Genomic DNA, 26,470 nt, shown 5'->3' on the forward strand with positions numbered 1-26,470 from the left:
GAGCGTCCTCCCACGTCGGCCGGACCGGCATGCGGACGGCGCGGTCCACCACCACCGATGGCCCGGCGCGGGACCACTCCCCGCGGGTGACCCGGCACGGGCCGGGCGAGGGCCCGGATCCCCCTGGCTCAGGGACCGGCGGGCAGCCCGGCGGCCTCCGCGAGGTCGGCCGAGTCGGCACGCGGACCCGGCCGGCACGGACGGCCGGCCGTCCGCGAGGCAACGCCCTGTGACCGGCCCCGGGCGGCTCAGGCTGCGGCTCAGGCGAAGGCGGCGGGAGCCCCGGATCCGGACGGCTCGGGGGAGGGGCGGCGCGGGCCCAGGAGCCGGGCGTAGAGGTCGACGAGCGGCTCGGACTGCTTCTGCCAGGACCACTCGCGCAGCACGTCCGCACGCTCGTAGGCCTTGCGGTAGCGGCGCGGGTTGGTCAGCACGGCGCCGACGGCACGGACGAAGTCGGCGGTGTCCCCCGAGCGGAAGACCTCGCCGTTGCCGATCTCCAGGGTCGGCCGGGCCAGCACGCGGACGTCGCTGACCACCACGGGCAGCCGGGCGTGCGCGTACTCGAAGTAGCGGGCCGGGAGCGCGACCTGCCGGTCGGGGAGCCGGTGCACCGGGAGCACCCCGATGTCGGCCGAGGACAGGAAGCGCGGGATCTCGGCGGGCGGCACGTAGGGCAGCACGTGCAGCCGGCGGGCCACGCCCAGCTCGGCGGCGCGGCCGGTGAGGGTGCGGATCCAGGGGTCGTCGAGGTCGGGGACGACCAGCGCGGCGTGCAGGTCGTACAGCTTGGGCAGCGCATCGACGACCGTGAGCAGGCCGCGGGCGGGACCGGCGGAGCCGCTGTGGACCAGCAGCGGGACCTCCGGGGCGAGGTGGCAGCGGTCGCGGACGCCGGGCGGCGGCGGGGAGGGCAGCGGCTCGTGCGGCGGGGTGTTGCGCGCCACCGCGGGGCGGGCGGGCAGCCCGTGGCGCTCGCGGAGGCGGTCGGCGTAGGTGTCGGCGACGGTGACGACGCCGTCCGTCAGCGGCACGTAGCTGCGCTCGTGGGCGTCGCGGGCGACGGCGGCACGGCGGGTGGGCTCGGTCTTGGCGGTGGTGTCCCAGACCACCTCCACCCTGTGGCCGGTGCCCTCGGCGCGCATCGCGGCCCGCACGGCAGTGCCCAGTGTCCGGTGGCCCAGGGCGTGCACGAGGTGCGGGCGCAGTTCGTCGAGGACCGGGCCGTAGGCGATCTCCAGGTCGAGCAGGAGCGGGTCGAGCCGGCGCCAGCAGCGCTTGCCGAGCAGCAGCCGGGTCGCGGTGGCGGCGGCGCCTTCGAGGGGTCCGCCGGGGGTGGCGCGGCGGCGGACGGCGGCGCGGTACTGCGCCGAGCGCAGCGCCGTCCAGGCACGGCGCAGCACGTGCCGGAACCTGCCGCCCGCGTGGGCCAGACGCGCGGCGGCCTTCACCGGTAAAGGGCGGTGGATCACGTCCAGCTCGGCCCCGCGGGAGGCCAGCAGGGCCGTGTGGGCGGCGAGCAGCGCGGTGCGGTAGGCGTGCGACTCGGAGCTGCGGTAGGCGAGGGCGTGCCGCAGGCCCGGACGGGGGCGCTGCAGCCGACGCCGGTGGAGCGTCTCGGCGACGGTGACGCGGATGAGCCGCACTCCCCCGGGCGCGGTGCCGGCGCCGCGCCCGGAGGCGTGCGGCCCTTCCGGGGCGCGGCCGATGAGCGTGACCTCGTACCCTGCCGCGGCCGCGGCCGCCGCCACACGGTGCGCCCGGGAGTCACCGTCGAGCGCACTGTCCGCGAGGACCGCGATGCGCGGCGCGGACCTCGGTGCCGTTGCCATGGATCAAGACAACCGGGTACGGGTGACCGCTCGGTGAAGTGGATCTTGCGGAGAGTGGAACGACACCGGCCGCCGACCCGCGCGCCCTTGCGCGCCCCCGCACTTCAACACGCCCCGGCGCGACCGGTTTTCCCTCTTGCCGCGCCTTTCGGGAGCTCGCCGGCGGCCACCAGACTGGTGTGACGAGGGGAAAAGGGGTGGGGCGTGTGACATCGCGATACCCGGGCGCCGGGAGCACGGGGGCCACCGGGGACACGGAGGCGTACGGCGCGGACGGCGGAGGTGCAGGCGGCGGAGGTGCGGGCGGCGGCACGGCCGCGGTGCCGCCGCCCCGCCCCGGGCACGCGCCGCGGACGCCGCAGGGGGCGTCCTCGGCTCCCTACGGCGCAGAGGAGGACTGGAGCGCGTCCACCCGCTACATGTGCGCGGGGGCGCGTCTGGACGAGGGCTTCGCGCGCCGGGTGGTGCACGAGCTGCGGCACGAGCGGTACCGCGCTTGCGCGCCCTCCTACGGCGTCGACCTCGACCGGGTCGGCGCCCACGCCGAGCAGACCCTGCGCGACCTGCGCAAACGGGATCTGGCCGTCGGCGCCGTCTTCGTCCTCTCGCTGCTGGTCTCCCCGGTGACCACCCTCGCCTACTGGTTCGCCACCGCCTTCCTGCCCGGGGGCGGCACGCAGGCGGGCTCGGTGCTGCCGAGGCGGCGCCGGGTCCGGGAGGGGCAGCGCGACCCGGCCGTCATGGCGGTGCTGCGGGCCCTGGCGGTGCAGCTCGCCGTCCTGCTGGCGGCCTCGTGGCTCGGCGCGCTGGTGCCGTTCTGGCCGAGCGCCGGACCGGTGGTGACCTTCCTGCTGACGCTGGTGCTGCTGATCGGCTGCCCGTGGCTGTTCACCTGGGAGCAGCGCAACGCGGCGTGGAAGGCCATCCGTGAGCAGCTGACCCGTGAGGCCTTCCGCTCCCCCGCGGAGGATCCGCCCCGCGACCCGGACGCGGCGGGGCTGCCGCAGTCCTCCGTGGGCGGCGACGCCAACCTGGTCGTCTACAGCGGCTACCGGCCCTTCGTGGGTGCGGGCGACGAGGTCACCTCGTGGTCCTTCGCGATGCGGCTGACCCCCGAGGGTCACCAGCCGGGTTCCGGGCAGGAGCCGCCGCCGGTGTCCTTCGACACGGCCGGGCTGATCCGGCGGATGGCCGACGACCTCGACGCCCTGCGCGCGGCCGCGGCCTCCCCGGTGGACCGGATCCCCGGCCTGGAGGTCACGGAGAAGGTCTTCGTCCACGGCACGGAACTGCGGCAGAACGCGCTGTACGGGGAGGCGGTGTTCTGGCCCGGCGCCGCGGGCCACTGGCCGCCCGAGGGCAGGCCGGCCGACCAGCTCTCCTCGGAGCGGATCGCGGCGGCCCGGGGCGTCGTCGACGGCCCCGTACGGCACTGCCTGGCCGCGCAGGTGCGCAGTTGGGGGACGGACCTTGTGCTGTCGGTCTTCGTCCAGACCGCGGTGAGCGGGGCGACGCTGTACCTGCAGGCCAACACCCTGGTGCTGACCCCGGTCCGGGAGGCCTACCGGGTCGCCGACTCCGTCTCCCGTCCCGAGGAGGCCGAGGAGGCGGCGCCCGGACTCGCGGACGCGCTGCTGCTCAGCCGTTCGGTGCTGATGTCCGCGCTGCCCGACGCCTATGCGGAGCTGCGCGCCCCGGCCCGGCGCGAGCGCGCCCTGGCGGCGCAGCGGACGGCGATCACGGACGACCGGCGCTATGACTTCGGGGCCAGGATCAGCCTGCGCGAGCTGGCGTCCTCGCACACCTACCGCGACTTCTTCCAGAAGGTGGACGTCACGCGGATCGGCAAGCAGATCGAGCTGCAGATTCTCGGCACGCTCGCCGAGTTCCTCGCCGAACACGGCTTGGACCGGGGCGACCTGACGCAGCATCGGAACGTCATCCTCAACCAGGGGATCATGATGACCGGCGGCTCCATGAGCGGCAGCATCGCGGCGGGCTCCGGTGCCGCCGCGATCTCCACCGGCGTCCGGCAGCCCGCGGCGGGGACGGGCAGCGAGGGGGGCGCGAAGTGACGCCGCAGGATCCGGCTCCGCAGGTCAACCACGGCATCGTGATCGCGGGAGACGCCCGGGTCAGCGACTCGGCCCTGGCCGCCGGGCGCGGGTCGTCCGCCCGCAAGGACGGCACGGACGCCGAGGCGCTGCGCGCGGCGCTCGCCGCGATCGGCGAACTCCGCCGCCGCCTGGACGCCTTGGAGGGCGCCGAGGCCGCCGGGGAGGAGGCCGGCGCCCTGGCGGACGACCTCACGGCGGAGGAGGTGGACGGCCGCCGGGTGGGCGAACGGCTGACCCGGCTGCGGGCCCTCGTCGGCGACGCCACCGCGCTGAGCGGGCTGGTCACGGCGGTGCACGAGAGCGTACGGGCGATCACCGGTGGGTGAGCGTCCGCGCCGTGGGCGGTCGATGGTGGCGCTCGCGGTCTGCTGTGCGGCGCTGGCGGCGGCGTGCTCGCTGCCGGGGGACGGCGAGGGGGCGGGCAAGTCCGCCGACGGCCCCCGTACGAAGGCGGTGTTCGCCCCGCGTGATCCCGTGGACGCGGCGCGGCTGCGGCAGATCGCCGACCTCATGGGGCGGCGCGCCGAGGGTTTCGGCTACGAGGACGTCACCGTGGAGGCCGGCGCGGGCCGGGTCACCCTCTCCCTGCGCGGAGGGAGCGAGCGGGAGATCGCCTCGCTGGGGAAGCCCGCGGTCCTGGTCTTCCGGCCGGTGGTGCTGCTGGAGGCCTCCGGCACCGGCTCGCCCGCGCCCCCGTCCGGCTCCGGGACGGGTCCCCGCCCGGCCACCGGCGGCTCCGCTCCCGGTGGCGCGGAGTACGCCGCTCTGGACTGCTCTGCGCCCGCCCAGCGGGTCGACCACCAGCAGGGCGACGCACGGTGGGCCGTGGCCTGCGCCGAACGGGCCGAGAGCGGCACGTGGACGAAGTACCTGCTCGGACCCGTCGCCCTGGGCGGCACCGAGATCAGCGAGGCGGAGGCCGTGCTCGACACGCGGAACGCCACCGGATGGCAGATCCGGATGACCTTCGGCAGCAGCGGCGCACGGAAGTTCGCCGACCTCACCGCGCGTCTGGCCACGCAGCTGAGCCCGGCCAACCAGTGCGCGATGGTGCTGGACGGCGCGGTGCTGTCGGCGCCGCTGGTCAACTCGGCCATCACCGGTGGCACCGCCGTCATCACCGGCAACTACACCCGCAGCTCCGCCGGCCGGCTCGCCGCCCAGCTGGGCACCGGCGGTCTGCCGACGGAGATGGAGGTCGTCTCCGTGACGCACTGACCCGCCGGCGGAACGGGCCGGCGGGCCGGTGCGGGTCGGTCTCGTCCGCCCTGCCGGACGGCCTCAGTTGACGGCGGCCGTGCCCGAGGCCACCGAGGCGAGGCCGTGCAGGTCGCGGGCGCTGCCGGTGATCCCGGACAGGAAGCTCTGGGCCCGCGGCGAGGCCCGGTCGGTCAGCCACTCCGGATCGACGTCGCAGACCCTGATCTTGACTCCGGTGCCCTCCAGGGCGAGCGGCAGGGTGTGCACGACCGTGGAGGGGAAGCTCAGGACCGTGTGCCCGATCGGGCCACGGCGGGCGATCAGTTCCAGCGGCAGGTCGGGCCGGACGATCTGCAGCCCGGTCTCCGCCGAGAGCCGGTGCAGCTTGTCGGCGCTCTCCCGGCGGTGCGCGAAGTAGCGAGTGGCACCGTGCGCCCGGGTCAGGGCGGCGACGGCGGTCAGGTAGCGCTCGGGGTCGACCACCCCGGTCTCCACGAGGGAGGTGCCCACGATGTCGGTGCCGGCACTGATGGTGGGCGGGCCGAACCGTGCCCGTGTCCAGGCGAAGCGGTTGGTCCGCAGCGCCATTCCGGGGGGAGGGGAGGCGGGCATCGAGCTGAACAGCTCGACCCGCCGCCCGGCGCCTGGGGTGAGTCGGCGCCGGGCGGCTGAGGCGAAGACGCCGAAGGCGGCGTCCACCGGCGACAGCCGGCGGCCGCTGCGGTGCCAGCGGACGAGCCGGGCACCCCTGGCGAGGAGTTCGGTGAACTCCATGGTCGCCGTGCCGTCGTCCACGACGGTGATCTCCTTCGCCCGGCTGAGCGGCAGGAGCACCTGCACCAGCCGGGAGAAGGGGTCGCCGAGGACGACCCGCCCCGCGGCCCGCAGGGCCGGGGTCAGTTCGACGGCGGTGCGCAACAGCGAACCCCGGGAGGAACGGGCTTCGCACCAGCGCACCGTGATGCCCTCGTCCATCGCCAGCTCCGTCATGCGACGGAGCTGGCCACGCGTCATGGGGTCACGCGGGGCGAGGGCGACGATGGTGAGCGGCCGCCCGGGCGCCGCCGGGCCCGGGACGGCCGTGGCCGTCCCGGGCCGCGGCGTGGGCACCGCGGGCGGGTGAACATGCGCCCACTCCAGCACGTTGAGCAGCTGAACGGGGCTCTCTACGAGTGCCAGAGTGCCGCTGTCGCTCATGGATCAGGCCGACACCGACTGCGGCTCGGCCGCGGCGGCCGCCTGCGCCGCCTCCTGCTCGGCGATGACGCCGGGCACGCGGCGCAGCTTCTTCATCGGGCCGAGCTCGCCCTCGTAGACCTTCTTGACACCGTCGCCGAGCGCCTGCTCGATGATGCGGATGTCGCGGACCAGGCGGTCCAGACCCTGCGGCTCGACGGAGGCGGCCTGGTCCGAGCCCCAGTTGGCGCGGTCGAGGGTGATGTGGCGCTCCACGAAGACCGCGCCGAGGGCGACGGCCGCGAGCGTGGTCTGCAGGCCGATCTCGTGGCCGGAGTAGCCGACCGGCACGTTCGGGAACTCACCCTGCAGGGTGTTGATCATCCGCAGGTTGAGCTCCTCGTGCTTCGCCGGGTAGGTCGAGGTGGCGTGGCACAGGATGATGTTCTCGCTGCCGAGCACCTCCACCGCGTGGCGGATCTGCTTCGGGGTGGACATGCCGGTGGAGAGGATGACCGTCTTGCCGGTGGCGCGCAGGGCGCGCAGCAGCTCGTCGTCGGTCAGCGAGGCCGAGGCGACCTTGTGGACGCGGACGTTCTCGAACTTCTCCAGGAACTCGACCGAGGGGACGTCCCACGGGGAGGCGAACCAGTCGATGCCCTTCTTGGTGCAGTACTCGTCGATCGCGCGGTACTCGTCCTCACCGAACTCCACCTTGTGGCGGTAGTCGATGTACGTCATGCGGCCCCAGGGGGTGTCACGCTCGATGTCCCACTGGTCGCGCGGGGTGCAGATCTCCGGGGTGCGCTTCTGGAACTTCACACCGTCGGCGCCGGCCTCCACGGCCGCGTCGATCAGGGCGAAGGCGTCCTCGAGGGAGCCGTTGTGGTTGATGCCGATCTCGCCGGTGACGTAGACGGGCTGGCCGGGGCCGACCAGGCGGTCGCCGATCGGACGAAGGCGGGCGTTGGTGGTGGTCACTGGGAGAGTTCCCTTCGGGAAAGTGAGGGGCCGAGGATCCACGAGGCGATCTCGCGGACAGCTCCGCGTCCTCCGGGCATTGCGGTGACGGAGCGGGCGGCGTCCTTGACGATGTCGTGCGCGTTGGCGACGGCCGTGGGCCAGCCGACGAGCGCGAAACAGCCGAGGTCGTTGACGTCGTTGCCGACGTACAGGACCCGCTCGGGGGCGATTCCTTGCTCCTCGCACCACTGCTTGAGTGCGAGGTCCTTGCGGTCGATGCCGTGGAGCACGGGGACCTTGAGCTTGCGGGCCCGCGCGGCGACGACCGGGTTGGTCTCCGTGGACAGGATCAGGACGGGCAGGCCGCTGTCGCGCAGGGCGGCGATCCCGAGCCCGTCACCGCGGTGCACGGTGACGGCCTCGCGTCCTTCGGAGTCGACCAGCACCGTGTCGTCGGTCTGGGTGCCGTCGAAGTCGAGTACGACCGCGTCGACGTCGTCGCGGGTCGGGTGCGCCGGCGCCTCGGGGGCGGTCTCCGTCGCGGGGTCGAGCAGCGGGGCCAGGGCGCGGGCGCGGGCCAGGTCGTCCGGCTCGTCGATCTCCAGGACCTTGGCGGGGTCGGTCCGCACCAGCGCGGTGTGGCCGAAGAAGCGGTGCTTCGCCTCGCGGAAGCCCGGGACGCGCATCGCGTAGGCGGCGCCGGTCTCCAGCAGGTCCTGCGGGCGGTCCTGGCGACGCGGGCGGTGGGCCTTGTCGTGGTTGACGCCGTAACCGCCGGTCGCGGCGGCCACCGTCGTACGGGTCCGGCCGCCCTCGGCGGCCTCGTCGGCGGCCGCGGCGGCGGCGCCGATCTGGTCGGCGGCGTCACGCCAGATGAAGCCGTGGAAGGGGGCCACGGTCACGGCCGTGTCCGCGCCGTCCTCGACGATCGCGGCGACCACGCCGTTGACGTCCTCGGTGGTGATGAACGGGCTGGTGCACTGGACGAGCAGCACCACGTCGGCGCCGCGCCCGGTCATCGCCTCGTGCGCGTCCATCGCGTGCAGGACCGCCGCCTCGCTGGTGGCGGTGTCCCCGGCGATGGCGGCCGGGCGCAGGACGACCTCGGCGCCGGCGGTGCGGGCCGCGTCGGCGATGGCGGGGTCGTCGGTGGAGACGACGACGTCGGTGACGAGGCCGGCCTCCCGGCAGGCGCGCACGGCGCGGACGACCAGCGGCACGCCGCCGACGGGTGCGAGGTTCTTGCCGGGTACGCCCTTCGAGCCGCCGCGGGCGGGAATGACGGCCAACACCGTTGGCATGGTGGCTCCTTGCGACTTGGGGGGCGGGTTCACAGCTGGCCCCACCTGCGGATCACGGGCGCGACGCGCTGCACGCCCTGGCGGTACGCGGCGCGCGCGGAGTTGCGCGCGATGTCGCGCACGGCCCGGCGCAGCGGGCTGGGCTCGGTGGGCTCGGTCGCGGCGCCGGGCAGCGGCTCGCCCTTGGGGTCGAGGCCGTGGCGGGCGAGCACGCCGGGCAGGTAACCGGGCGCGGTGGTGGTCGTGTAGTACGGCGCCAGCGGCGGGAGCACAGGGGCGGCGGTCAGTTCCGTGACGCGCTCGCGCACGGCACGGAAGGGGTCGCCGTCGGAGGCGATGCCCTGGCTGCGGGCCCACTCGGGGTGCACCCTCGGCACCTCGCCGGAGTCGATCTGGTCCCAGGAGGCGTAGGCGCCGGAACCGAGGAAGTGGTGGTTGCCGAGCGCCTCGCGGATCCCGAGGTCGGTGAGGACGGCCGTGGGGATGCCGCGGTGCATGGACTCCAGCGCCGCCGTCGAACTCACCGTGACCAGCAGGTCGGTGCGGTCCAGGACCTCGCCCATGTGCCCGTAGACGAGCTTGAGGTTCTTCGGCGGGTCCAGCTTGGCCACCAGCTTCTGGTACGGCTGTTCCTCGATGTGCGTGGTGTGCTCGCCGGGCTTGCTGCGCAGCTTGACCAGCACCTCGCGCTCCGGGTGGAAGCGCGCGTGGTCCACCGCGCGGCCCAGCAGGTACGTGCGGTCCCTGCGGCTGTCCGGCACGGAGGGCTGGACGGCGAAGACCACGGTGAACGGCCGGTCCGCGGAGGGCTCGTAGGGCTTGCCCTCCAGGAAGGGCAGGGCGGTCTCCACGACCGTCCCGGCGTCGGTGCCGACGCCCTCGTAGACGTCGCGGAAGCGCTGCGCGTCGTGGGCGCTGTTGGCGAGCACGGCGTCGGCGCCGGCCCGCAGCAGGAGCCCGTCGGCGAGCTTCTCGTAGACAACCCCGACGTAGCCGGTGACGACGACCGGACGGCGGGGGGTGCCCTGCCAGGCGCGGGCGAGTCCGTGCAGCATGGCCTGGACGGTGCCGCCGACGCAGGAGAGCACGACGACGTCCGCGGTGTCACGGGAGGTCCCGGCCAGGAACTGCGCCGCCGTGACCTCGCGCATCGAGTCCGCGGGGATGCCGACCTCGGCGAGCTGGCGCTCGGTCGGGGTCGCCCGGCCGCGGAGCAGGCGGGCGTCGAGCCGCGCCTCAGGGGCGATGCGGCGCGCCGTCAGCGCACCCCATTTCCATCGGGTGTCCGAGTCGGCGAGGACGGTGACCCTGATCGGGTCGGCGGTACTTGCTGGCACGCCGCAGACGCTAGGAATGCATTCCGAGCGGGTCTCCAACGCAACGCCAACGGACGGTTAACAACGCGCCGCCGAATGGGGAATCGGCCGCCCCCGATGGCGGATTCATGATTCCGCCATCTCCCGTTCACCTTGGGGTGGGGAAGGCGTCAGGGTGGGGGACGAGCCGCCCCATAGGGTGCGCGACGTGGTTAAGCTCTCCGTCATCGTCCCGTTCTACAACGTGCAGGATTTCGCTCCTGACATGTTGAGGAGCCTCCGCGCGAATACGCGCGCGGATTTCGAGTTCATTCTCGTGAACGACTGCGCAACGGATGACACCCCGGGAATCCTCGAGCGCGCGCTGCCCGACCTGCCCGGGGCGATACTCGTCTCCCACGAGAGGAACGGCGGGCTCGCCACCGCCCGCAACACGGGTATCGACGCCGCCCGGGGCGAGTACCTGACCTTCCTCGACGGCGACGACTGGCTGGCCGAGGGCTACCTGCCCCGGCTGCTGGAGGCCATCGAGACCCTCGGCACCGACTTCGTGCGCACCGACCACGTCGTCTCCCACGGGCGCAGGCGCACCGTCGCCCGGGTGCCACACGGCCGCCGCGGGGTCGCCCTCGACCCGCGCGAGGCGATCCTCCCCGCCGACCGCACGACCTCGGTGGACTACCCGTACGCCTGGGCCGGGATCTACCACCGGCGGCTGGTCGACGCGGGCCTGCTGCACTTCCCCGACGGGCTGCGCACCGCCGAGGACCGGCCGTGGATCTGGCGGCTGCACCGCGAGGCGAAGTCCTTCGCGGTCGTCGGCCTGCTGGGCGTCTTCTACCGGCGCGGGGTGGCCACCTCGCTCACCCAGATCGGCGACACCCGCCAGCTGGACTTCATCCGCTCCTTCGACCAGGTCCTCGCCGAGACCGCGGCGGACCCCGACGCGGACCGCTTCCTGCCCAAGGCGGTGCGCACCTACTGCGCGGTGATCGCGCACCACCTGGGCGCCATGGGCCGCTACGAGCCCCGGGTCGCACGGAAGCTGAAGGCGATGAGCGCGGCCGCCCTGAAGCAGATGCCGCAGGAGATCCTGAACGAGGCGCTGGACTCGATGGACATGAAGCGCAGCCTGCTGCTGCGCCGGACACGCAGGCGCCTCGGCCTCGCCGGGGCGGTGGCCGCGTGATGCCCCGTACCCAGGTGTTCCTGGCGTCGACGCTGTTCGGCGCCGCCACGGTGGCCGCCGCGATGGACGCCGGGCTGTTCGCCCCGGCCGACCGCAGGCTGCTGCTGGTCAGCAACAACGCCGCCGTGCCCGAGATCGCGCCGGCGCTGGACACGGCACCGGGCTTCGGGGCGCTGCGCGGCCGCTTCGACCGGGTGCTCTCGTGGAACGACACGATCGCCCCGCTGCACCCCTCCGGCTGGTCCCCGCGCCCCGAGGACGTGCCCCTGTGGGAGCGCCACCTGCGGCGGCTGTGGGACCTCGGCGGGGACGAGGTCGAGCTGATCGTCGAGTCCCTGCACGTCGACCCGGCCCTGGCGCTGGTGAACGTCTTCCCGGGCGCGCCCGTCGAGGTGTACGCCGACGGCCTCATGGTCTACGGCCCGACCCGGGACAAGCTGGACCCGCTGGTCACGACCCGGGTGGGCCGGCTGCTGCACCTGGACCTGGTCCCCGGGCTGCGGCCACTGCTGCTGTCGGAGCACGACGTCCCGGCCCGGCTCGTCCCCGCGGAGGCCTTCACCGGCGTCCTGGCGGGGATCGCGGAGCACGACGCGGCCCCGGCTCCCCTCCCCGAGGACGGCGCGCTGCTGCTCGGCCAGTACCTGTCGGCGCTGGGCGTCCTCACCGCCGCCGAGGAGGAGGAGCTGCACGTCCGCATGGTGCGCGGCGCCGTCGCGGCGGGGCACCGCACGGTGGTCTTCAAGCCGCACCCGACGGCGCCCGCGCACTGGTCGCGGCGGCTGGAGCGGGAGGCGGAGGCCCTGGGGGCGGAGCTGACTGTGGCCGGGGCGTCCGAGCTCGCCGAGGTGCTCTTCCTGCGGGCCCGCCCGCGGCTGGTCGTCGGCTGCTTCTCCACCGCGCTGTTCACCGCGTCCGCCCTGTACGGGCTGCCGGTCGCCCGGGTCGGCACGGAGCTGGTGCTGGACCGGCTGACGCCGTACCAGAACAGCAACCGCGTGCCCGTCACGATCGCCGACCGCCTCCTGCCGGACCTGGAGGACCGGACGTACCGCGAGGCGGCGGAAGCCTGGCGGCCGCCGACGGCGGAGCGGGTCGAGCGGGACCTGACACCGCTGGTGCGCGCCGTGGGCTACTGCATGCAGCACCAGACGTACGCGCATCTGCGGGACGAGGCGGTCCGCTACCTGACGGACGGCCTGGACACCGGCACCTGGCGCTACTTCAAGCGGCGCCGCCTGGCGTCCCTGGCGCTCCCGGGGGCGGTGCCGTCCCAGCTGGCGTTCCTGCCGGCCAACCCGGCCGTGCGCAGGGTCGCACGGCGGATCAGGCGTGTGACGTCCCGCGGCTGACCTCGGGACGTCAGGGCCACGGGGGCCGGCGCGGAGGTCGCGCCGGCCCTCCGCGCGCTGATGGCCGCGCGGTGACTACCGCGCGCCGTCCGGGGCGAGGGTCCGCTCGATGCCCGCGACGAGGACCCGCAGACCGGTCTCGAAGCGCGCGTCGTAGTGGTCGAACATCTCCCGGCCGGCCTCGCCCACCAGCGGGAACTCCCCGCCGAGACGGGCCTGCCGCTCGTCGGTGTCGTAGCGCGGGTCGCGTCGGCCGGGCAGCGGCTGCACCGCCTGCTCCTCGATCACGAAGCCGATGGTGAAGGTGTACGCGGTGAACCACGCGTTGAGGGCGTCCTCGACGCGGAACCCCTGCTCGACGAAGGCACCCAGGTAACGCTCCAGGGCGCCCGCGTGGCTGTCGTCGGTGAGGTGCGTGCCGCTGAAGACCTTGGCGCCGTCCCGGTAGGCCAGCAGGGCCGCACGGGTGCCGCGGCAGGCGGTGGCGATCCAGTCCCGCCAGTCGGAGCCGGGGACCTCCTGGCCCATGCCGCGCTCCAGCATCTGCCGCAGCATGCGGGTGGCCATGGCGTCGAGCAGGGCCTGCTTGTTGGCGAAGTGCCAGTACAGGGCCGGTGCCTGCACCTGGAGCTCCTTGGCGAGTCGGCGCAGGGTCAGCCCTTCCAGCCCCTCCTCGTTCAGCAGGCCGAGGGCGGTCTCCACCACCTTGTCGCGGTCCAGTCGCGTCGCTGCCACGTGCCCATCCTGTCCGTCCGTCGGTACCCCTTGACAATTTAACACCGTTAAGGGGACCCTCGGGACATGGAACTTAACAGCGTTAAGGAAACCGGCGTCCTGATCGTCGGGGCCGGCCCCACCGGACTCGCCCTCGGCGTCGACCTCGCCCGCCGCGGCGTGCCCGCGCTCGTCGTGGAGCGCTCCGACCGGCTGTTCCCCGGCTCACGGGGCAAGGGCCTGCAGCCCCGCTCGCTGGAGGTGCTCGACGACCTCGGCGTGGTCGGCTCCGTCCTCGCGTCGGGCGGCCCCTACCCGCAGGGCCGCGTCTGGCAGGACGGCCGTCCGGTCCACGAGTGGGAGATGTTCGAGCGGGTGCCCGCCACCTCCGCCGCCCCGTACGGCGCGACGTGGATGGTCCCCCAGTGGCGCACGCAGGAGATCCTGCACGCGCGGCTGCGCGAACTGGGCGGCTCGGTCCGCTTCGGCGCCGGGCTCACCGGTCTCACCCAGGACGCGGACGGCGTGACCGCGGAACTGGCCGACGGCACGACCGTACGCGCGGCGTACCTGGTCGCCTCCGACGGCGGGCGCAGCGCCGTGCGCAGGGCCCTGGGCATCGCCATGCACGGCGAGACCGTCGACCCCGCCCCGATGCTCGTCGCCGACGTGACGCTGACCGGCCTGGACCGCGAGCACACCCACGTGTGGCGGGGCCCGGACGGCACCGGCGCCGTCGCCTTCCCGATGGGCGGCACCGAACGGGACTTCCAGTTCGTCGCGACGTACCCGGCCGGCGCGGAACGCCCCGACACCTCACCGGACGGGGTGCGCAAGACCGTCGAACAGCGCACCCACCTGTCGGCCGACGACGTGCTCGAGGTCATGTGGAGCTCCGACTTCCGGCCGCGCGCCGCCCTGGCAGAACGCTTCCGGGAGGGCCGGGTCCTGCTCGCCGGAGACGCCGCCCACATCCACTCCCCCGCGGGCGGCCAGGGCCTCAACACCGGCATCCAGGACGCCTACAACCTCGGCTGGAAGCTCGGCCAGGTGCTGCGGCACGGCGCCGCGGCCGAGCTGCTGGACAGCTACGAGCAGGAGCGGCTGCCGGTCGCCGCCGACGTCCTCGGCATGAGCACGCACCTGCACCGCAGCACCATCAGCCGGGGCCGGCCGATGAACCAGCGTGGCGCCGAGGTCCACCAGCTCGGTCTCGGCTACCGCGACGGCCCGCTCACCGCCGAGACCCGCGAGGGCCTCGCCGAGGACGCCCTGCGGGCCGGGGACCGCGCGCCCGACGCACCCCTGTCCGGCGGCGGGCGGCTCTTCGACGTCCTGCGCGGCCCCCACTTCACGGTGCTGGCCGTCGGCGCCGAACCGCCCGCGGCGCTGCCCGGCTTCGCCCGCGCGCACCGCGCCGGGCCCGGCAGCGCGGTTAACCGCACCTACGGCGAGGGCCTGTTCGTGGTCCGCCCGGACGGCTACGTCGGCCTCGCCACGCGCGACCCGGAGCGCGTCACCGCCTGGCTCGCCCGCTTCGCCGGGTGATTCAGAAGACGTCCGAGGGGACGTACGTCCCCCAGACCTCGCGGAGCGCCTCACAGACCTCGCCCACCGTGGCCCGGGCACGGAGCGCGTCCCTCATCGGGTACAGGACGTCCTCCGTGCCCTCGGCGGCCTTCCGCAGCGCGGACAAGGCCGAGTCCACCGCCCGCCTGTCGCGTCCGGCACGCAACGCGGCCAGCCGCGCCACCTGCGCCTCCTCGATCGCGGGGTCGACGCGCAGCGGCTCGTAGGGCTCCTCCTCCCCCAGCTGGAAGCGGTTGACGCCGACGACCACCCGCTCCGCGGAGTCGGTCTCCAGGGCGATCCGGTAGGCGTTGCGCTCGATCTCGGCCTTCTGGAAGCCGCGTTCGATCGCGCTCACCGCCCCGCCGAGCTCCTCCACCTTGGCCATCAGCTCCAGCGCGGCCGCCTCCAGGTCGTCGGTCATCGACTCCACGACGTAGGACCCGGCGAAGGGGTCCACGGTCGCCGTCACGTCGGTCTCGTACGCCAGGACCTGCTGGGTGCGCAGCGCGAGCCGGGCGGACTTCTCGGTGGGGAGCGCGATCGCCTCGTCGAAGGAGTTGGTGTGCAGCGACTGCGTGCCGCCCAGCACCGCCGCCAGCCCCTGGACGGCCACCCGCACCAGGTTCACCTCCGGCTGCTGGGCGGTCAGCTGGACGCCCGCGGTCTGGGTGTGGAAGCGCAGCATCCACGACCTGGGGTTCCTCGCCCCGAACTCCTCGCGCATGACGCGGGCCCAGATGCGGCGGGCGGCACGGAACTTGGCGACCTCCTCCAGCAGCGTCGTGCGCGAGACGAAGAAGAAGGACAGCCGGGGGGCGAAGTCGTCCACGTCCATGCCCGCGGCGAGGGCGGTGCGGACGTACGCGATGCCGTCGGCGAGGGTGAAGGCGATCTCCTGCGCGGGCGAGGCGCCGGCCTCGGCCATGTGGTAGCCGGAGATGGAGATGGTGTTCCAGCGCGGGATCTCGGCGCGGCAGTAGCGGAAGAGGTCCGCGACCAGCCGCAGCGAGGGCTTGGGCGGGAAGATGTACGTGCCGCGGGCGATGTACTCCTTGAGCACGTCGTTCTGGATGGTTCCGGTGAGCCGGTCCGCGGGCACCCCCTGCTCCTCGCCGACCAGCTGGTACATCAGGAGCAACAGGGCGGCGGGCGCGTTGATCGTCATCGAGGTGGAGACCCGGTCCAGCGGGATGCCGTCGAAGAGCACCCGCATGTCCTCGACCGAGTCGACGGCCACGCCGACCTTGCCGACCTCGCCGTGGGCGAGGGGGGCGTCGCTGTCGTGGCCCATCTGGGTCGGCAGGTCGAAGGCGACGGACAGGCCCGTGGTGCCGTGGGCGATCAGCTGCCGGTAGCGCGCGTTGGACTCGGCGGCGGTGCCGAAGCCCGCGTACTGGCGCATCGTCCAGGGCCGGGTGGTGTACATCGTCGGATGGACACCGCGGGTGTAGGGGTAGCCGCCCGGCTCACCGAGCCGTTCGCCCGGGTCCCAGCCGTCCAGGGCGTCGGGGCCGTAGACGGGCTCGATCGGCAGACCGGATTCGGACTCGCGTGCCATGCGTCATGCCTCCAGCGACTCGGCCCCCTTTCCTCAGTGTGCGGCGAACCGTGACCGGGCCGGTGCAACTACATGCCGGGGAAATCAGTCAAAGGGTGTACCGACTCATCTCCAGGGGGACGAAGTGGCACTCATATCCGTCACAAGATCACGCGCGGCGGCCGCGGCCGCCGCGCTGCTCACCGGGGCCCTCCTCGCCGGCTGTACGGCCCAGGCGAGCGAGCCCACCGCCAGGGCCTCCGTGGCACCGGACACCGCGGGCCCCACGGCGAGCCCCTCCGGGAGCCCGAGCACGGCGCCGGGCAGCGGCTCCCCCTCGCCGACGGCATCGCCGTCCGCCACGAAGAAGCCGGAGGCCGACCGCACCCCCCGGCCGGTCGTCGTGATCGCGCGGGGCAGCAGCAGCGCGAAGGTGCGCGAACTGCAGGCGCGGCTGAAGCAGCTCGGCCTCTTCGGCCGCAACCCCACCGGCTACTACGGCGACGTCACCGCCTCCGCGGTGCGCACCTTCCAGTCCCGCCACAAGCTGCCCGCCTCGGGCACCGTCACGGACAGGACCTGGGCGAAGCTGCGCTCGGTCACCCGGCAGCCCACGCGCGGCGCCATGTACCCGCCGACCAGCAACCCGGTGGCGAAGCTCGACCCGCGCTGCATGACCGGCCGCGTGCTGTGCGTCAGCAAGACCAGCCGCACCCTGGCCTGGGTGGTGAACGGCAAGGTCGTCTCCGCGATGGACGTCCGCTTCGGTTCCCAGTACACGCCGACCCGCGAGGGCACCTTCAGCGTCTTCGCCAAGAGCCGGAACCACGTGTCGACGATCTACCACACGCCCATGCCGTACGCGATGTTCTTCAGCGGCGGCCAGGCGGTGCACTACTCGGCCGACTTCGCGGCCCGCGGCTACACGGGGGCCTCGCACGGCTGCGTCAACGTGCGCGACCGCGCGAAGATCTCGGCGCTCTTCGACCAGGTGCGGGTCGGCGACAAGGTCGTCGTCTACTGGTGACCCTGGGCCAGGAGCCCGTCCAGCGCCCGCCCGAACAGCAGCCGGCCGGCCCACGCGGTGGGCCGGTCGAACGCCCCCGGCAGCGGGCGCACCCTCAGGTCCTCGCGCCACACCACGCGTGAGCCCCCCTCCTCCCGCGGCCACACCTCGATCTCGGCCCAGCCGAGCACGGTCCGGCCGCGCTTCTCCAGCCGGCACCGCCCGGGACGGCCCGCGTCCGGCGGCTCCCAGCGCACGATCTCCATGGGGTCGTCGACGGCCATCCGCCCGAGTCCGGTGCGTGCCGTGAACGACCGCTCCCCCGTGACGACGGCGGTGGTGAACGGCACCAGCTCCGCATGGCGTTCCCAGTCGGTGACCCGGCGCCAGGCCTCGGCGGCGGGGAGCGGGCAGTGCCGCTCGATCCGGAAGATCACGTCGTCGAGCCTACGCCGCCGCCCCTGCGGCACCACGTGAGGACGCGGGCGGAGCGGGGGGAAAGCGCTCCGCCCGCGTCCCTCGTTGGGGGCCCGATACGGGGGGACCGGGCGACCCCTCGACCGATGACCAGTCGGTCTACTGGTTAAAGCGCCCGGGAGGCCGAAAGTGTCACACCCCGCACCCGCCGCGCCCGGGAGCGCGGCCGGGAGGGAGAGCTGCCCGGCCGCGCTCGGGTACGGACCCGTGGGCACGGGAAGTGCCCGGATCCGCGGGGCCGATGACCAGTCGGCCCGTCCATGGGAGCGCGCGGCGGCTGGAAAGTGTCACTCGCCGCCGTGGCCGCGGTGCGGTCCCGGCTGCCCGTCGGACGGTGCGACCGGGGCGGACGGTGGCGACGGTGCGGCCTTGGAGGTCGGTACGGACGGTGCGACCGGGGCGGGCCGTGAGGTGCCGCGCGGGCCGTGGCCGCCCTGGCGGTGGTGTCCGCCGGAACGGTTCTGCCAACGGCCGCGGCCCTCCCGGGAGTCGTCGTCGCCCCGCTCGCCCCCCTTCCCGGCCTTGCCGCCGTTCCCCCCGTGCCCGGCGTTCCGGCCGAGCAGATCGGTGCAGTAGCGGCGGACCTCGCGCTGGCCGCCGCCCGCCGCCTTGCGCAGCTGCTTGTAGGCCTGCTCGTCCACGCCCTTGCGGTGCCGGCCGGCCGCGGCGTAGGCCCGGCACAACGCCCTGTGGTCCAGGGCCGGCGAGGAGGACGGCGTCCCGGCCGGCCGGCCGGGGAGGACGGTGCCGTGGGTGCCGCCGGTGCCGCCCGCCGGGCGGCCGTGGCCGGGGCCGGGGCGGGAGGTCGGCGGGGCGGTGCGGCCGGGTGACGGCGAACCGCTGTCCGAGGTCGCCGTCGCCCCGCTCTGGGTGTGCACCGGGGCGGGGCCCGGGACGCCGCTGCCGAGCAGGGCCGGCAGCGCGCCGGCGGCGGCCGCCATGCTCACCCCGGCCACCGCGGCGGTCGCGATCAACGTGCCCGTCAGTGATCTGGAGTGACGGGCCGTACGGCTCCGCCCGCTCCGGGACACCGCGCCCGCGCCGGGCGACCAGTCGTCGGCCGTGCCGAGGCGGACGCCCGCGGTGCCCCCGGTGAGCGCATCGTCGCCGCGCGCGGCACGGAACGCGGCGACGGCGGCCTCCTCGCGTTCCGGGTCGAGGGGTGCGGGAGCCGCGGCGGCGGCCAGCAACCCGGCCAGGGCGGCGGCGCGCTCGTCGCGCCAGGCCCGCTCCGCGGGGTCGTCACCGTGAGCACCCCGCAGCAACCGCTCGGCGGTGGCGTCGTCCAGCCAGTCCTGTCCTCGGTTATCGCTCATCTCATGTCCTCAAGCGTTCGGGACGCCGAAAACGTCACACTTGACGACCCGCCGTCGGAATCCAGCAGCTCAGCCAGACGGCGCAGGCCGCGGCTGGTGGCCATGCGCATCGCACCGGGCCTCTTGCCGACGACCTCGGCCGCCGACCGGGAGTCCAGGCCCATCACGACGCGCAGCAGCACCGCCTCGGCCTGGTCCTGGGGAAGGGCGGCGATGGCCGCCAGCGCGGCGCCGGTGCCCACCGCGGCGACCGCCTCCTCGGCGGTGTCCGAGACGGCGGGCCGGTCGAGCAGTTCCTCCACCCCGGCGGCGGCCAGCGGCCGGCGGCCCACCGCCCGCAGGTGGTCCAGCGCCCGGTTGCGGGCGACCCGGGCCGCCCAGCCGCGTACCGCGTCCCCGTCGCCGTGGAAGCCCGGCAGGTCGCGCGCTATCTGCAACCACGCCTCCGACGCCACGTCCTCGGCGTCCCCCGCGCCGACCAGCGAGCGTACGTACTGCAGCAGTTGCGGCTGCACCGCTCGGTACACGAACCGGAAGCCGTCCTCGTCCCCCTCTTGCGCCGCGCGTACCGCGGTCGCCAAATCCACGTGCGGGCCTCCCCCTCGGAATCGCGCACCATACTGCCCCATGATGGGCGCCGGCAGGGCGTCCGGGGGCGGCTACCCGCCGGTCACCAGGGGTCAGGACAGCAGCCGGGAGAGCCGCTTCAGGCCGCGGTGCGCCGCCGTACGGACCGCTCCCGCCCGCTTGCCCAGCACCCGGGCCGCGGACACCCCGTCCAGCCCGACGACGACGCGCAGCAGCACCGCCTCCGCCTGGTCGGGCGGGAGCGAGGCGATCAGGGCGAGGGCGCGCTCGGTGGCCAGCGCCTCCAGTGCGCGGTCCGCGGTGTCCTCGGCCGCGGGGAGGTCCAGCAGTTCGGCGTCGAGGGGACGGGCACGGGGCCTGGCGTCCTGGCGCCGCAGGTGGTCCAGGGCCCGGTGCCGGGCTATGGTCGCCGCCCAGCCCCGGAAGCCCGCCCCGTCCCCGCGGAACCGGCCGAGGTCGCGGGCGATTTCGAGCCAGGCCTCGGAGGTGACGTCCTCCGCGTCGTCGCCGACGAGGCCGCGCACGTAGCCGAGCAGCAGCGGCTGGACCAGCCGGTAGACCACCGCGAAGGCGTGCTCGTCCCCACCCTGGGCGCGCCCGACCGCGGCCCCGAGCTCCATGTCGCGGTCGGTCCGCGGATCGTGGCGCCCCCCGTTGCTGGCCACCCTGTCCTCTCGAATCGCCGACATCCTGTACAGCGTGGATTCGCACTGAATCGTCACACCTGTCGGGCCGCCCTGGCGATGGGTGTGACATTTTCGGCCGCGTTGACGCTTTAACAATCAGAAGCGGCCGAAGACGCTCCTGTGGGGGGAGGCGGACTTCGGCCGCTTCACCTGAGGCGGCCGGGTACGGCGGCTCAGCCGGCCCGGTCGGCGAGGGTGCTGAAGTCCTGCCAGCTCAGGACCGGCGGGCCCGGGTCCCAGAGCTTCTGGGTGAGCGCGCGCAGGGGCATCCGGATGCCGGCCGCGACCTCGTCCTCGGTCTGGGCGTCCGCCCGGTCGCACCAGACGGCCAGCCGCGCGCCGAGGATGCGGTCCGGTCCCGCGAGCGCCGCCGGCACGGCGCCGTCCCGGTAGACGACGGCCGGGGTCCACTCCTCGTAGATGCGCCGCCCGCTGGGGTAGGGGAAGTTCTCCGGCGCGCCGAGGACGTAGTACAGGTACCAGGAGTTGAGGTTGAGCAGCTGCCGGCCCTCGCGCAGGAGGTCCTCGGGCAGCCGTCCGCGCAGTTTGTTGCTCGACCAGTAGGCGACCACCCGGTCCGGGTCCGCGGCGACCCGGGCGCCGCCGGAGAAGCCGTCGTTCCAGGCCTCGACCCGTTTGCCGAGCGATCGCAGGGTGGCGGCGCGGTCGTTGAGCCAGCCGGCCGCGGCGTCGGCCACCCCGGCGTCCGGGCCGTAGCGCTCACGCGCGTACGCGGCGAGCTGCGGGAAGGACGTCTCCGGATGGTCGGCCACGAGCGGCCCGTACTCGTCGCCGCCGACGTGCCAGTGGGCACCGGGGAAGAGCGGTGCGTACTCCTTGAGCAGGTCGTCGACGACGTCGGCGGCACCGGGCCGGGAGATGTCCAGCGCCCCGCGCACGGGGGTGCCGTCCACGGAACGCAGCTGGAGGTCCGGGTGGGCGTCGAGCACGGCACCCATGTGACCGGGGCTGTCGATCTCCGGGACGACGGTGATGTGCCGCTGCGCGGCCAGGTCGACGACGGCGCGAATGTCCTCCTTCGACAGGTGCCGTGACGAGACGATCTCGGGGTGGCTGTCGCTCTGGAGGCGGAAGCCCTGGTCGTCGCTGAGGTGGAGGTGGAGCTGGTTGTACTTCAGGTCGCCCAGCTCGCGGACCCTGGCCTCCAGCCATGCACGGCTGAAGTACTTGCGTCCGATGTCGATCATCAGTCCGCGCTCCGGCCGGTCCGGGCGGTCCTCGACGGTGCCGGCCGGCACCCGTCCGGTGGAACGGACCGCCTGGAGGAGGGTCCGCGTGCCGTAGAAGACCCCGGCGTCGGTGCCGGCGCGTACTGTCACCCCGTCGGCCGAACTTGTCATCTCGTACGACTCCGGGCCCGCATTACTCCGTTCGAGTGAAAGCGCGATGTCCCCCGGTTTGGCGGGCCCACTGACGTACGGCCGGCGGAGCTCCTCCGCGAGCAGCCGCGCCTCGTCCTCCACGGCGCTCCCGGCGGGCGCCACCACGCGCGAGCCGGGGCCCGGTACGAAGGCGGCGGTACCGGCGGCAGGGGTGAAGGAACGGACGGCGGGGATCGAGGGGAACCCGGCGGACGTGCTCGCCCGCTCCGTCGGCTGGGCGCCGGGGGCCGCGGTCCCCGCGGGTGCGGCGAGCGCGGGACCGGCCCCGAGCACGGCGGTCAGCACGGCCGTCGCCGCGTAAGCCGACGCACGTTTCGCCCGCATCTGCCACATGATCCGAATTTATGCCCGCTGTGTGGATCTCGCCGTGCGGACCAGGGGAAGCCGTGCACTTTCGTTCCCGTACGAGTGAAATTCGTGCATCCGTCGTACAGGGCCGAACATAGGCCGATACGGTGGTCGTCACTCGTCGTCCCCCTGTGGTTCACGCCGCGCAGCCGCCTCGCGGTTCCCCCCACCTTCGTCACCGTTCCCTCCCAGGAGCCCACCGCTGTCCAGCGACACCCCCGCCCTCCCGCCGCGGGCCCCGGCGCACCTCCCGGCGCAGTCCCGCGGCCGGGCGCCCCGACCGGCGCCGACGGGCCGCCCCGGCCTCCCCCACGGCCTGCGGCGGCTCAACGAGGCCTCCCCCGGGGCGGCCGAGGCCGTCCTGCTGACCTGCTGCGGCAGCCTGCACTGGGCCCGCAGGGTCGCCGCGCACCGCCCCTACCCCGACCTGGACGCACTGCTGGCCGCCGCCGACGAGGCCGCCTACGACCTCACGCCCGCCGACCTCGCCGAGGCCCTCGCCGCCGAGGCGGCCGGCGCCCCGCCGGACGCCGCCCCCACCCGCGGCAGCCTCGCCGCGCACACGGCGCTGCGGGCCGCGCAGGCCGCGTACGAGGCTCGCTTCGGCCACGTCTTCGTGCTCTCCCTCGACGGGGTGCACCCCGGTGAGTCCCTCGACCGGATGCTGGCGTCACTCCGTCAGCGTCTCGGCAACGAACCGGACGAGGAGCGGGTCACGGCCGCCGAGGAACTGCGCCGCGTCACCCGTTCCCGCCTGGGACGACTGGCCCTCGCAGACGCACGGGGCGGGCCGGGGGTTCCCGGCCGATACACCCACCCGTGCGGGATCGATCACACCTGAAGGACCCGGCAGGACGTAGCCGACAAGCCGTCGCTACGATGGCCAGGGCCGGAGGACCGTACCCGGCCGGGCCGACCGACCAACGAAGCCGGCAGGCCCCACACCGCTCCCGGAGGGTTTTTTCCGTGCCGGCTGGAACGTTGTACCGCGGCCGGGAAGGCATGTGGTCATGGGTGGCTCATCGAGTCACCGGTGTCCTCATCTTCTTCTTCCTGTTCGTCCACGTCCTCGACACCGCACTGGTGCGTGTCTCCCCCGAGGACTACGACAAGGTCGTCAACACCTACAAGCAGCCCATCGTCAGCCTGCTCGAGTACGGGCTGGTCGCGGCTGTCCTCTTCCACGCTCTGAACGGCCTGCGCGTCATCGCCGTGGACTTCTGGTCCAAGGGCCCGAAGTACCAGAAGCAGATGCTGTGGACGGTCGTCGGAATCTGGGTCGTGCTGATGATCGGGGCCATCTACCCCGTCCTCGGTCACGCCGCACGAGTGCTGTTCGGGAGCTGAGCGAAGTCATGTCCGCAACGGACCACGTGGAGCTCAGCTCCTCCAGCGCCGCCTACGGCCCCGACAACCCGGCCCCGGTCATCGAGCCGCCGCGCGCCCGGACCAAGCGCACCCCGCGCAGCACCCGGACCAACTTCGAGATGTACGGCTGGCTCTTCATGCGCCTGTCCGGCATCGTCCTGGTCGTCCTGGTCATCGGTCACCTGCTGATCCAGCTCGTCCTCGACGGCGGCGTCACCAAGGTCGGCTTCGCCTTCGTCGCCGGCCGCTGGGCCTCGCCGTTCTGGCAGACCTGGGACCTGATCATGCTGTGGCTGGCGATGCTGCACGGCGGCAACGGCCTGCGCACCGTGATCAACGACTACGCGGAGCGGGACAACACCCGGTTCTGGCTGAAGATGCTGGTCTACACCGCGACCGCGTTCACCATCATCCTCGGCACGCTGGTGATCTTCACCTTCGACCCGAACATCCGCTAGCCAGGGCTGGACAGGGAAGCGACCCCTCATGCAGATCCACAAGTACGACACCGTCATCGTCGGCGCGGGCGGCGCCGGCATGCGCGCCGCCATCGAGGCGACGAAGCGCAGCCGCACCGCCGTTCTGACGAAGCTCTACCCCACCCGCTCCCACACCGGCGCCGCCCAGGGCGGCATGGCCGCCGCCCTCGCGAACGTCGAGGACGACAACTGGGAGTGGCACACCTTCGACACGATCAAGGGCGGTGACTACCTGGTCGACCAGGACGCCGCCGAGATCCTGGCGAAGGAGGCCATCGACGCGGTCCTCGACCTCGAGAAGATGGGCCTGCCCTTCAACCGCACCCCCGAGGGCCGGATCGACCAGCGCCGCTTCGGCGGCCACTCCCGCAACCACGGCGAGGCCCCGGTCCGCCGTGCCTGCTACGCGGCCGACCGCACCGGCCACATGATCCTCCAGACGCTGTACCAGAACTGCGTCAAGGAGGGCGTGGAGTTCTTCAACGAGTTCTACGTCCTCGACCAGCTCATCGTCGAGGAGGACGGCGTCAAGCGGTCCGCCGGCGTCATCGCGTACGAGCTGGCCACCGGCGAGATCCACGTCTTCCAGGCGAAGGCCGTGGTGTACGCCTCCGGCGGCACCGGCAAGTTCTTCAAGGTCACCTCCAACGCGCACACCCTCACCGGTGACGGCCAGGCCGCCGTCTACCGCCGCGGTCTGCCGCTGGAGGACATGGAGTTCTTCCAGTTCCACCCGACCGGCATCTGGCGCATGGGCATCCTGCTGACGGAGGGCGCCCGCGGTGAGGGCGGCATCCTCCGCAACAAGGACGGCGAGCGCTTCATGGAGAAGTACGCGCCGGTCATGAAGGACCTCGCCTCGCGTGACGTCGTCTCCCGCGCGATCTACACCGAGATCCGCGAGGGGCGTGGCTGCGGTCCCGAGGGCGACCACGTCTACCTCGACCTGACCCACCTGCCGCCGGAGCAGCTGGACGCCAAGCTCCCGGACATCACGGAGTTCGCGCGGACCTACCTCGGCATCGAGCCCTACACGGACCCGATCCCGATCCAGCCGACCGCGCACTACGCCATGGGCGGCATCCCCACCAACGTCCAGGGTGAGGTCCTGTCGGACAACACCACCGTCGTCCCGGGCCTGTACGCCGCCGGCGAGGTCGCCTGCGTGTCCGTGCACGGCGCCAACCGCCTCGGCACCAACTCGCTGCTGGACATCAACGTCTTCGGCCGCCGGGCCGGCATCGCCGCCGCCGAGTACTCCGCGGACCACGACTACGTCGAGCTCCCCGAGGCCCCGGCGCAGTTCGTGGTCGACCTGGTGGAGCGGCTGCGTTCCTCCACCGGCAACGAGCGGGTCGCGCAGCTGCGCAAGGAGCTGCAGGAGACCATGGACGCGAACGTCATGGTGTTCCGCACCGAGCAGACCATCAAGACCGCCGTCGAGAAGATCGGCGAGCTGCGCGCGCGGTACCGGAACGTGTCGATCCAGGACAAGGGCAAGCGGTTCAACACCGACCTGCTCGAGGCCATCGAGCTCGGCAACCTGCTCGACCTCGCCGAGGTCATGGCGGTCTCGGCCCTGGCCCGCAAGGAGTCCCGCGGCGGCCACTACCGCGAGGACTACCCGAACCGCGACGACGTCAACTTCATGCGGCACACGATGGCGTACCGCGAGGTGGGTGCCGACGGCACCGAGGCGATCCGTCTCGACTACAAGCCGGTCGTGCAGACCCGCTACCAGCCGATGGAGCGTAAGTACTGATGAGCACCGCGACCCTCGACAAGGTCGAGGCCGAGGCCCAGGCCTCGCCCTACATCACGGTCACCTTCCGGATCCGCCGGTTCAACCCGGAGATCTCGGAGGAGGCCACCTGGCAGGACTTCCAGCTGGAGATCGACCCCAAGGAGCGGGTCCTCGACGGCCTCCACAAGATCAAGTGGGACATGGACGGAACGCTGACGTTCCGTCGCTCCTGCGCCCACGGCATCTGCGGCTCCGACGCCATGCGCATCAACGGCCGCAACCGGCTGGCCTGCAAGACCCTGATCAAGGACATCAACCCGGACAAGCCCATCACCGTCGAGCCCATCAAGGGCCTGACGGTGCTGAAGGACCTGGTCGTCGACATGGACCCGTTCTTCCAGGCCTACCGGGACGTGATGCCCTTCCTCATCACCAAGGGCAACGAGCCGACGCGCGAGCGCCTGCAGTCCGCCGAGGACCGCGCGCGCTTCGACGACACCACCAAGTGCATCCTGTGCGCCGCGTGCACGTCGTCCTGCCCGGTCTTCTGGAACGACGGCCAGTACTTCGGCCCGGCGGCCATCGTCAACGCCCACCGCTTCATCTTCGACTCGCGTGACGAGGGCGGCGAGCAGCGGCTCGAGGTGCTGAACGACAAGGACGGCGTGTGGCGCTGCCGCACCACGTTCAACTGCACCGACGCCTGCCCCCGTGGCATCGAGGTCACCAAGGCGATCCAGGAGGTCAAGCGCGCGCTCATCACGCGTCGCTTCTGATCCCCTCCGC

General features: G+C 73.4%; 24 protein-coding genes. 12 read left to right on the plus strand and 12 right to left on the minus strand.

The features are described 5' to 3' along the window. Positions 1 to 260 precede the first annotated feature (260 nt). Positions 261 to 1,832, minus strand: coding sequence for a glycosyltransferase (locus tag ACFYYN_RS05725; RefSeq protein ID WP_500544772.1), 1,572 nt, complete (start codon positions 1,830 to 1,832; stop codon positions 261 to 263). Between the two features lie 206 nt (positions 1,833 to 2,038). On the opposite strand from ACFYYN_RS05725, the gene ACFYYN_RS05730 reads away from it, so the two are divergent. The 3 genes from ACFYYN_RS05730 to ACFYYN_RS05740 are packed head-to-tail and all read left to right on the plus strand — an operon-like array spanning position 2,039 to position 5,167. After that, on the plus strand, positions 2,039 to 3,907 hold the full coding sequence (locus ACFYYN_RS05730; RefSeq protein WP_500544773.1) for an AbeC-like domain-containing protein: 1,869 nt from the start codon (positions 2,039 to 2,041) through the stop codon (positions 3,905 to 3,907). After that, on the plus strand, positions 3,904 to 4,275 hold the full coding sequence (locus ACFYYN_RS05735) for a hypothetical protein (protein ID WP_500436559.1): 372 nt from the start codon (positions 3,904 to 3,906) through the stop codon (positions 4,273 to 4,275). Before ACFYYN_RS05730 ends, ACFYYN_RS05735 begins: the two co-directional genes overlap by 4 nt. Next, positions 4,268 to 5,167, plus strand: coding sequence for a SecDF P1 head subdomain-containing protein (locus tag ACFYYN_RS05740; RefSeq protein ID WP_500544774.1), 900 nt, complete (start codon positions 4,268 to 4,270; stop codon positions 5,165 to 5,167). Before ACFYYN_RS05735 ends, ACFYYN_RS05740 begins: the two co-directional genes overlap by 8 nt. A gap of 63 nt (positions 5,168 to 5,230) precedes the next feature. Here the strand turns inward: ACFYYN_RS05740 and ACFYYN_RS05745 are convergent, their stop codons facing one another. From ACFYYN_RS05745 to ACFYYN_RS05760, 4 genes are read right to left on the minus strand one after another with little or no spacing between them, the layout of a single operon-like run. Next, the gene (locus ACFYYN_RS05745; RefSeq protein WP_500326635.1) at positions 5,231 to 6,346 is read right to left on the minus strand and encodes a hypothetical protein; all 1,116 of its coding nucleotides are present in this window, start codon (positions 6,344 to 6,346) and stop codon (positions 5,231 to 5,233) included. Between the two features lie 3 nt (positions 6,347 to 6,349). After that, positions 6,350 to 7,306, minus strand: coding sequence for an N-acetylneuraminate synthase family protein (locus ACFYYN_RS05750; protein WP_500326633.1), 957 nt, complete (start codon positions 7,304 to 7,306; stop codon positions 6,350 to 6,352). Continuing rightward, a complete protein-coding gene (locus ACFYYN_RS05755) occupies positions 7,303 to 8,589 on the minus strand; it encodes a cytidylyltransferase domain-containing protein (RefSeq protein ID WP_500544775.1) in 1,287 nt (428 codons plus the stop codon). Before ACFYYN_RS05755 ends, ACFYYN_RS05750 begins: the two co-directional genes overlap by 4 nt. A 29-nt stretch (positions 8,590 to 8,618) precedes the next feature. Beyond that, complete coding sequence (locus ACFYYN_RS05760) at positions 8,619 to 9,926, minus strand: DUF6716 putative glycosyltransferase (RefSeq protein WP_500326629.1); 1,308 nt, start codon at positions 9,924 to 9,926, stop codon at positions 8,619 to 8,621. Positions 9,927 to 10,113: 187 nt separating this feature from the next. Between ACFYYN_RS05760 and ACFYYN_RS05765 the strand changes: the two genes are divergently transcribed. Both ACFYYN_RS05765 and ACFYYN_RS05770 read left to right on the plus strand, forming a co-directional pair. Then, positions 10,114 to 11,094 carry a glycosyltransferase family 2 protein gene (locus ACFYYN_RS05765; RefSeq protein WP_500544776.1) on the plus strand — a complete coding sequence of 327 codons (981 nt, stop codon included), beginning with the start codon at positions 10,114 to 10,116 and terminating at the stop codon, positions 11,092 to 11,094. Next, positions 11,094 to 12,446 carry a polysialyltransferase family glycosyltransferase gene (locus tag ACFYYN_RS05770; protein ID WP_500544777.1) on the plus strand — a complete coding sequence of 451 codons (1,353 nt, stop codon included), beginning with the start codon at positions 11,094 to 11,096 and terminating at the stop codon, positions 12,444 to 12,446. Before ACFYYN_RS05765 ends, ACFYYN_RS05770 begins: the two co-directional genes overlap by 1 nt. Before the next feature lie 75 nt (positions 12,447 to 12,521). On the opposite strand, the gene ACFYYN_RS05775 is transcribed toward ACFYYN_RS05770, so the two are convergent. Continuing rightward, positions 12,522 to 13,181 carry a TetR/AcrR family transcriptional regulator C-terminal domain-containing protein gene (locus ACFYYN_RS05775; RefSeq protein ID WP_500436555.1) on the minus strand — a complete coding sequence of 220 codons (660 nt, stop codon included), beginning with the start codon at positions 13,179 to 13,181 and terminating at the stop codon, positions 12,522 to 12,524. A 66-nt stretch (positions 13,182 to 13,247) separates the two neighbouring features. Here ACFYYN_RS05775 and ACFYYN_RS05780 point away from each other — a divergent pair, with 66 nt between their 5' ends. After that, a complete protein-coding gene (locus ACFYYN_RS05780) occupies positions 13,248 to 14,708 on the plus strand; it encodes an FAD-dependent monooxygenase (protein ID WP_500544778.1) in 1,461 nt (486 codons plus the stop codon). Position 14,709: 1 nt separating this feature from the next. Here the strand turns inward: ACFYYN_RS05780 and ACFYYN_RS05785 are convergent, their stop codons facing one another. After that, positions 14,710 to 16,290 (minus strand): acyl-CoA mutase large subunit family protein, encoded by a 1,581-nt coding sequence (locus tag ACFYYN_RS05785; protein WP_500436551.1) that lies wholly within the window; start codon positions 16,288 to 16,290, stop codon positions 14,710 to 14,712. Positions 16,291 to 16,414: 124 nt separating this feature from the next. On the opposite strand from ACFYYN_RS05785, the gene ACFYYN_RS05790 reads away from it, so the two are divergent. Then, positions 16,415 to 17,296: a L,D-transpeptidase family protein gene (locus ACFYYN_RS05790; protein ID WP_500544779.1), complete on the plus strand. Its 882-nt coding sequence runs from the start codon at positions 16,415 to 16,417 to the stop codon at positions 17,294 to 17,296. On the opposite strand, the gene ACFYYN_RS05795 is transcribed toward ACFYYN_RS05790, so the two are convergent. From ACFYYN_RS05795 to ACFYYN_RS05815, 5 genes are all read right to left on the minus strand, one after another. Beyond that, complete coding sequence (locus ACFYYN_RS05795; protein ID WP_500544780.1) at positions 17,287 to 17,712, minus strand: SRPBCC family protein; 426 nt, start codon at positions 17,710 to 17,712, stop codon at positions 17,287 to 17,289. The two genes, ACFYYN_RS05790 and ACFYYN_RS05795, sit on opposite strands and share 10 nt — an antisense overlap. A gap of 327 nt (positions 17,713 to 18,039) precedes the next feature. Beyond that, complete coding sequence (locus tag ACFYYN_RS05800; RefSeq protein WP_500544781.1) at positions 18,040 to 19,068, minus strand: hypothetical protein; 1,029 nt, start codon at positions 19,066 to 19,068, stop codon at positions 18,040 to 18,042. Then, positions 19,065 to 19,697, minus strand: a complete 633-nt coding sequence (locus ACFYYN_RS05805; RefSeq protein WP_499516923.1) for an RNA polymerase sigma factor — start codon at positions 19,695 to 19,697, stop codon at positions 19,065 to 19,067. The genes ACFYYN_RS05800 and ACFYYN_RS05805 overlap by 4 nt, the downstream gene beginning before the upstream one ends. Before the next feature lie 51 nt (positions 19,698 to 19,748). Further along, positions 19,749 to 20,276, minus strand: coding sequence for an RNA polymerase sigma factor (locus ACFYYN_RS05810; protein ID WP_500544866.1), 528 nt, complete (start codon positions 20,274 to 20,276; stop codon positions 19,749 to 19,751). Between the two features lie 239 nt (positions 20,277 to 20,515). Continuing rightward, entirely contained in the window at positions 20,516 to 22,069 is a 1,554-nt protein-coding gene (locus tag ACFYYN_RS05815; protein WP_500544782.1) for a beta-N-acetylhexosaminidase, read from the minus strand. Positions 22,070 to 22,409: 340 nt separating this feature from the next. Between ACFYYN_RS05815 and ACFYYN_RS05820 the strand changes: the two genes are divergently transcribed. The 5 genes from ACFYYN_RS05820 to ACFYYN_RS05840 all read left to right on the plus strand — a co-directional run bounded on the left by ACFYYN_RS05820 (position 22,410) and on the right by ACFYYN_RS05840 (position 26,460). Further along, a complete protein-coding gene (locus ACFYYN_RS05820; protein WP_500326827.1) occupies positions 22,410 to 22,934 on the plus strand; it encodes a 2-oxo-4-hydroxy-4-carboxy-5-ureidoimidazoline decarboxylase in 525 nt (174 codons plus the stop codon). Positions 22,935 to 23,059: 125 nt separating this feature from the next. Then, the gene (sdhC, locus tag ACFYYN_RS05825; RefSeq protein ID WP_078620037.1) at positions 23,060 to 23,440 is read left to right on the plus strand and encodes a succinate dehydrogenase, cytochrome b556 subunit; all 381 of its coding nucleotides are present in this window, start codon (positions 23,060 to 23,062) and stop codon (positions 23,438 to 23,440) included. Between the two features lie 8 nt (positions 23,441 to 23,448). Beyond that, positions 23,449 to 23,919, plus strand: a complete 471-nt coding sequence (locus ACFYYN_RS05830; RefSeq protein WP_018561263.1) for a succinate dehydrogenase hydrophobic membrane anchor subunit — start codon at positions 23,449 to 23,451, stop codon at positions 23,917 to 23,919. Positions 23,920 to 23,947: 28 nt separating this feature from the next. Continuing rightward, entirely contained in the window at positions 23,948 to 25,702 is a 1,755-nt protein-coding gene (gene sdhA, locus ACFYYN_RS05835; protein ID WP_499513582.1) for a succinate dehydrogenase flavoprotein subunit, read from the plus strand. Next, positions 25,702 to 26,460, plus strand: a complete 759-nt coding sequence (locus ACFYYN_RS05840) for a succinate dehydrogenase iron-sulfur subunit (RefSeq protein ID WP_500326606.1) — start codon at positions 25,702 to 25,704, stop codon at positions 26,458 to 26,460. Before sdhA ends, ACFYYN_RS05840 begins: the two co-directional genes overlap by 1 nt. The last annotated feature ends 10 nt before the right edge of the window (positions 26,461 to 26,470 follow it).

Origin of the sequence: Streptomyces sp. NPDC001902 (assembly GCF_042891295.1) — a bacterium.
Taxonomy (GTDB): Bacteria; Actinomycetota; Actinomycetes; order Streptomycetales; family Streptomycetaceae; genus Actinacidiphila.

Excerpts from the sequence above, each read along its gene's own strand:
- ACFYYN_RS05815 (WP_500544782.1), bottom strand. The coding sequence starts at position 22,069 with ATGCGGGCGAAACGTGCGTCGGCTTACGCGGCGACGGCCGTGCTGACC.
- ACFYYN_RS05840 (WP_500326606.1), top strand. The coding sequence starts at position 25,702 with ATGAGCACCGCGACCCTCGACAAGGTCGAGGCCGAGGCCCAGGCCTCG.
- ACFYYN_RS05800 (WP_500544781.1), bottom strand. The coding sequence starts at position 19,068 with ATGAGCGATAACCGAGGACAGGACTGGCTGGACGACGCCACCGCCGAG.
- ACFYYN_RS05810 (WP_500544866.1), bottom strand. The coding sequence starts at position 20,276 with ATGGAGCTCGGGGCCGCGGTCGGGCGCGCCCAGGGTGGGGACGAGCAC.
- ACFYYN_RS05725 (WP_500544772.1), bottom strand. The coding sequence starts at position 1,832 with ATGGCAACGGCACCGAGGTCCGCGCCGCGCATCGCGGTCCTCGCGGAC.
- ACFYYN_RS05745 (WP_500326635.1), bottom strand. The coding sequence starts at position 6,346 with ATGAGCGACAGCGGCACTCTGGCACTCGTAGAGAGCCCCGTTCAGCTG.
- ACFYYN_RS05780 (WP_500544778.1), top strand. The coding sequence starts at position 13,248 with ATGGAACTTAACAGCGTTAAGGAAACCGGCGTCCTGATCGTCGGGGCC.
- ACFYYN_RS05785 (WP_500436551.1), bottom strand. The coding sequence starts at position 16,290 with ATGGCACGCGAGTCCGAATCCGGTCTGCCGATCGAGCCCGTCTACGGC.
- ACFYYN_RS05805 (WP_499516923.1), bottom strand. The coding sequence starts at position 19,697 with ATGGGGCAGTATGGTGCGCGATTCCGAGGGGGAGGCCCGCACGTGGAT.
- ACFYYN_RS05755 (WP_500544775.1), bottom strand. The coding sequence starts at position 8,589 with ATGCCAACGGTGTTGGCCGTCATTCCCGCCCGCGGCGGCTCGAAGGGC.
- ACFYYN_RS05830 (WP_018561263.1), top strand. The coding sequence starts at position 23,449 with ATGTCCGCAACGGACCACGTGGAGCTCAGCTCCTCCAGCGCCGCCTAC.
- ACFYYN_RS05770 (WP_500544777.1), top strand. The coding sequence starts at position 11,094 with ATGCCCCGTACCCAGGTGTTCCTGGCGTCGACGCTGTTCGGCGCCGCC.
- sdhA (WP_499513582.1), top strand. The coding sequence starts at position 23,948 with ATGCAGATCCACAAGTACGACACCGTCATCGTCGGCGCGGGCGGCGCC.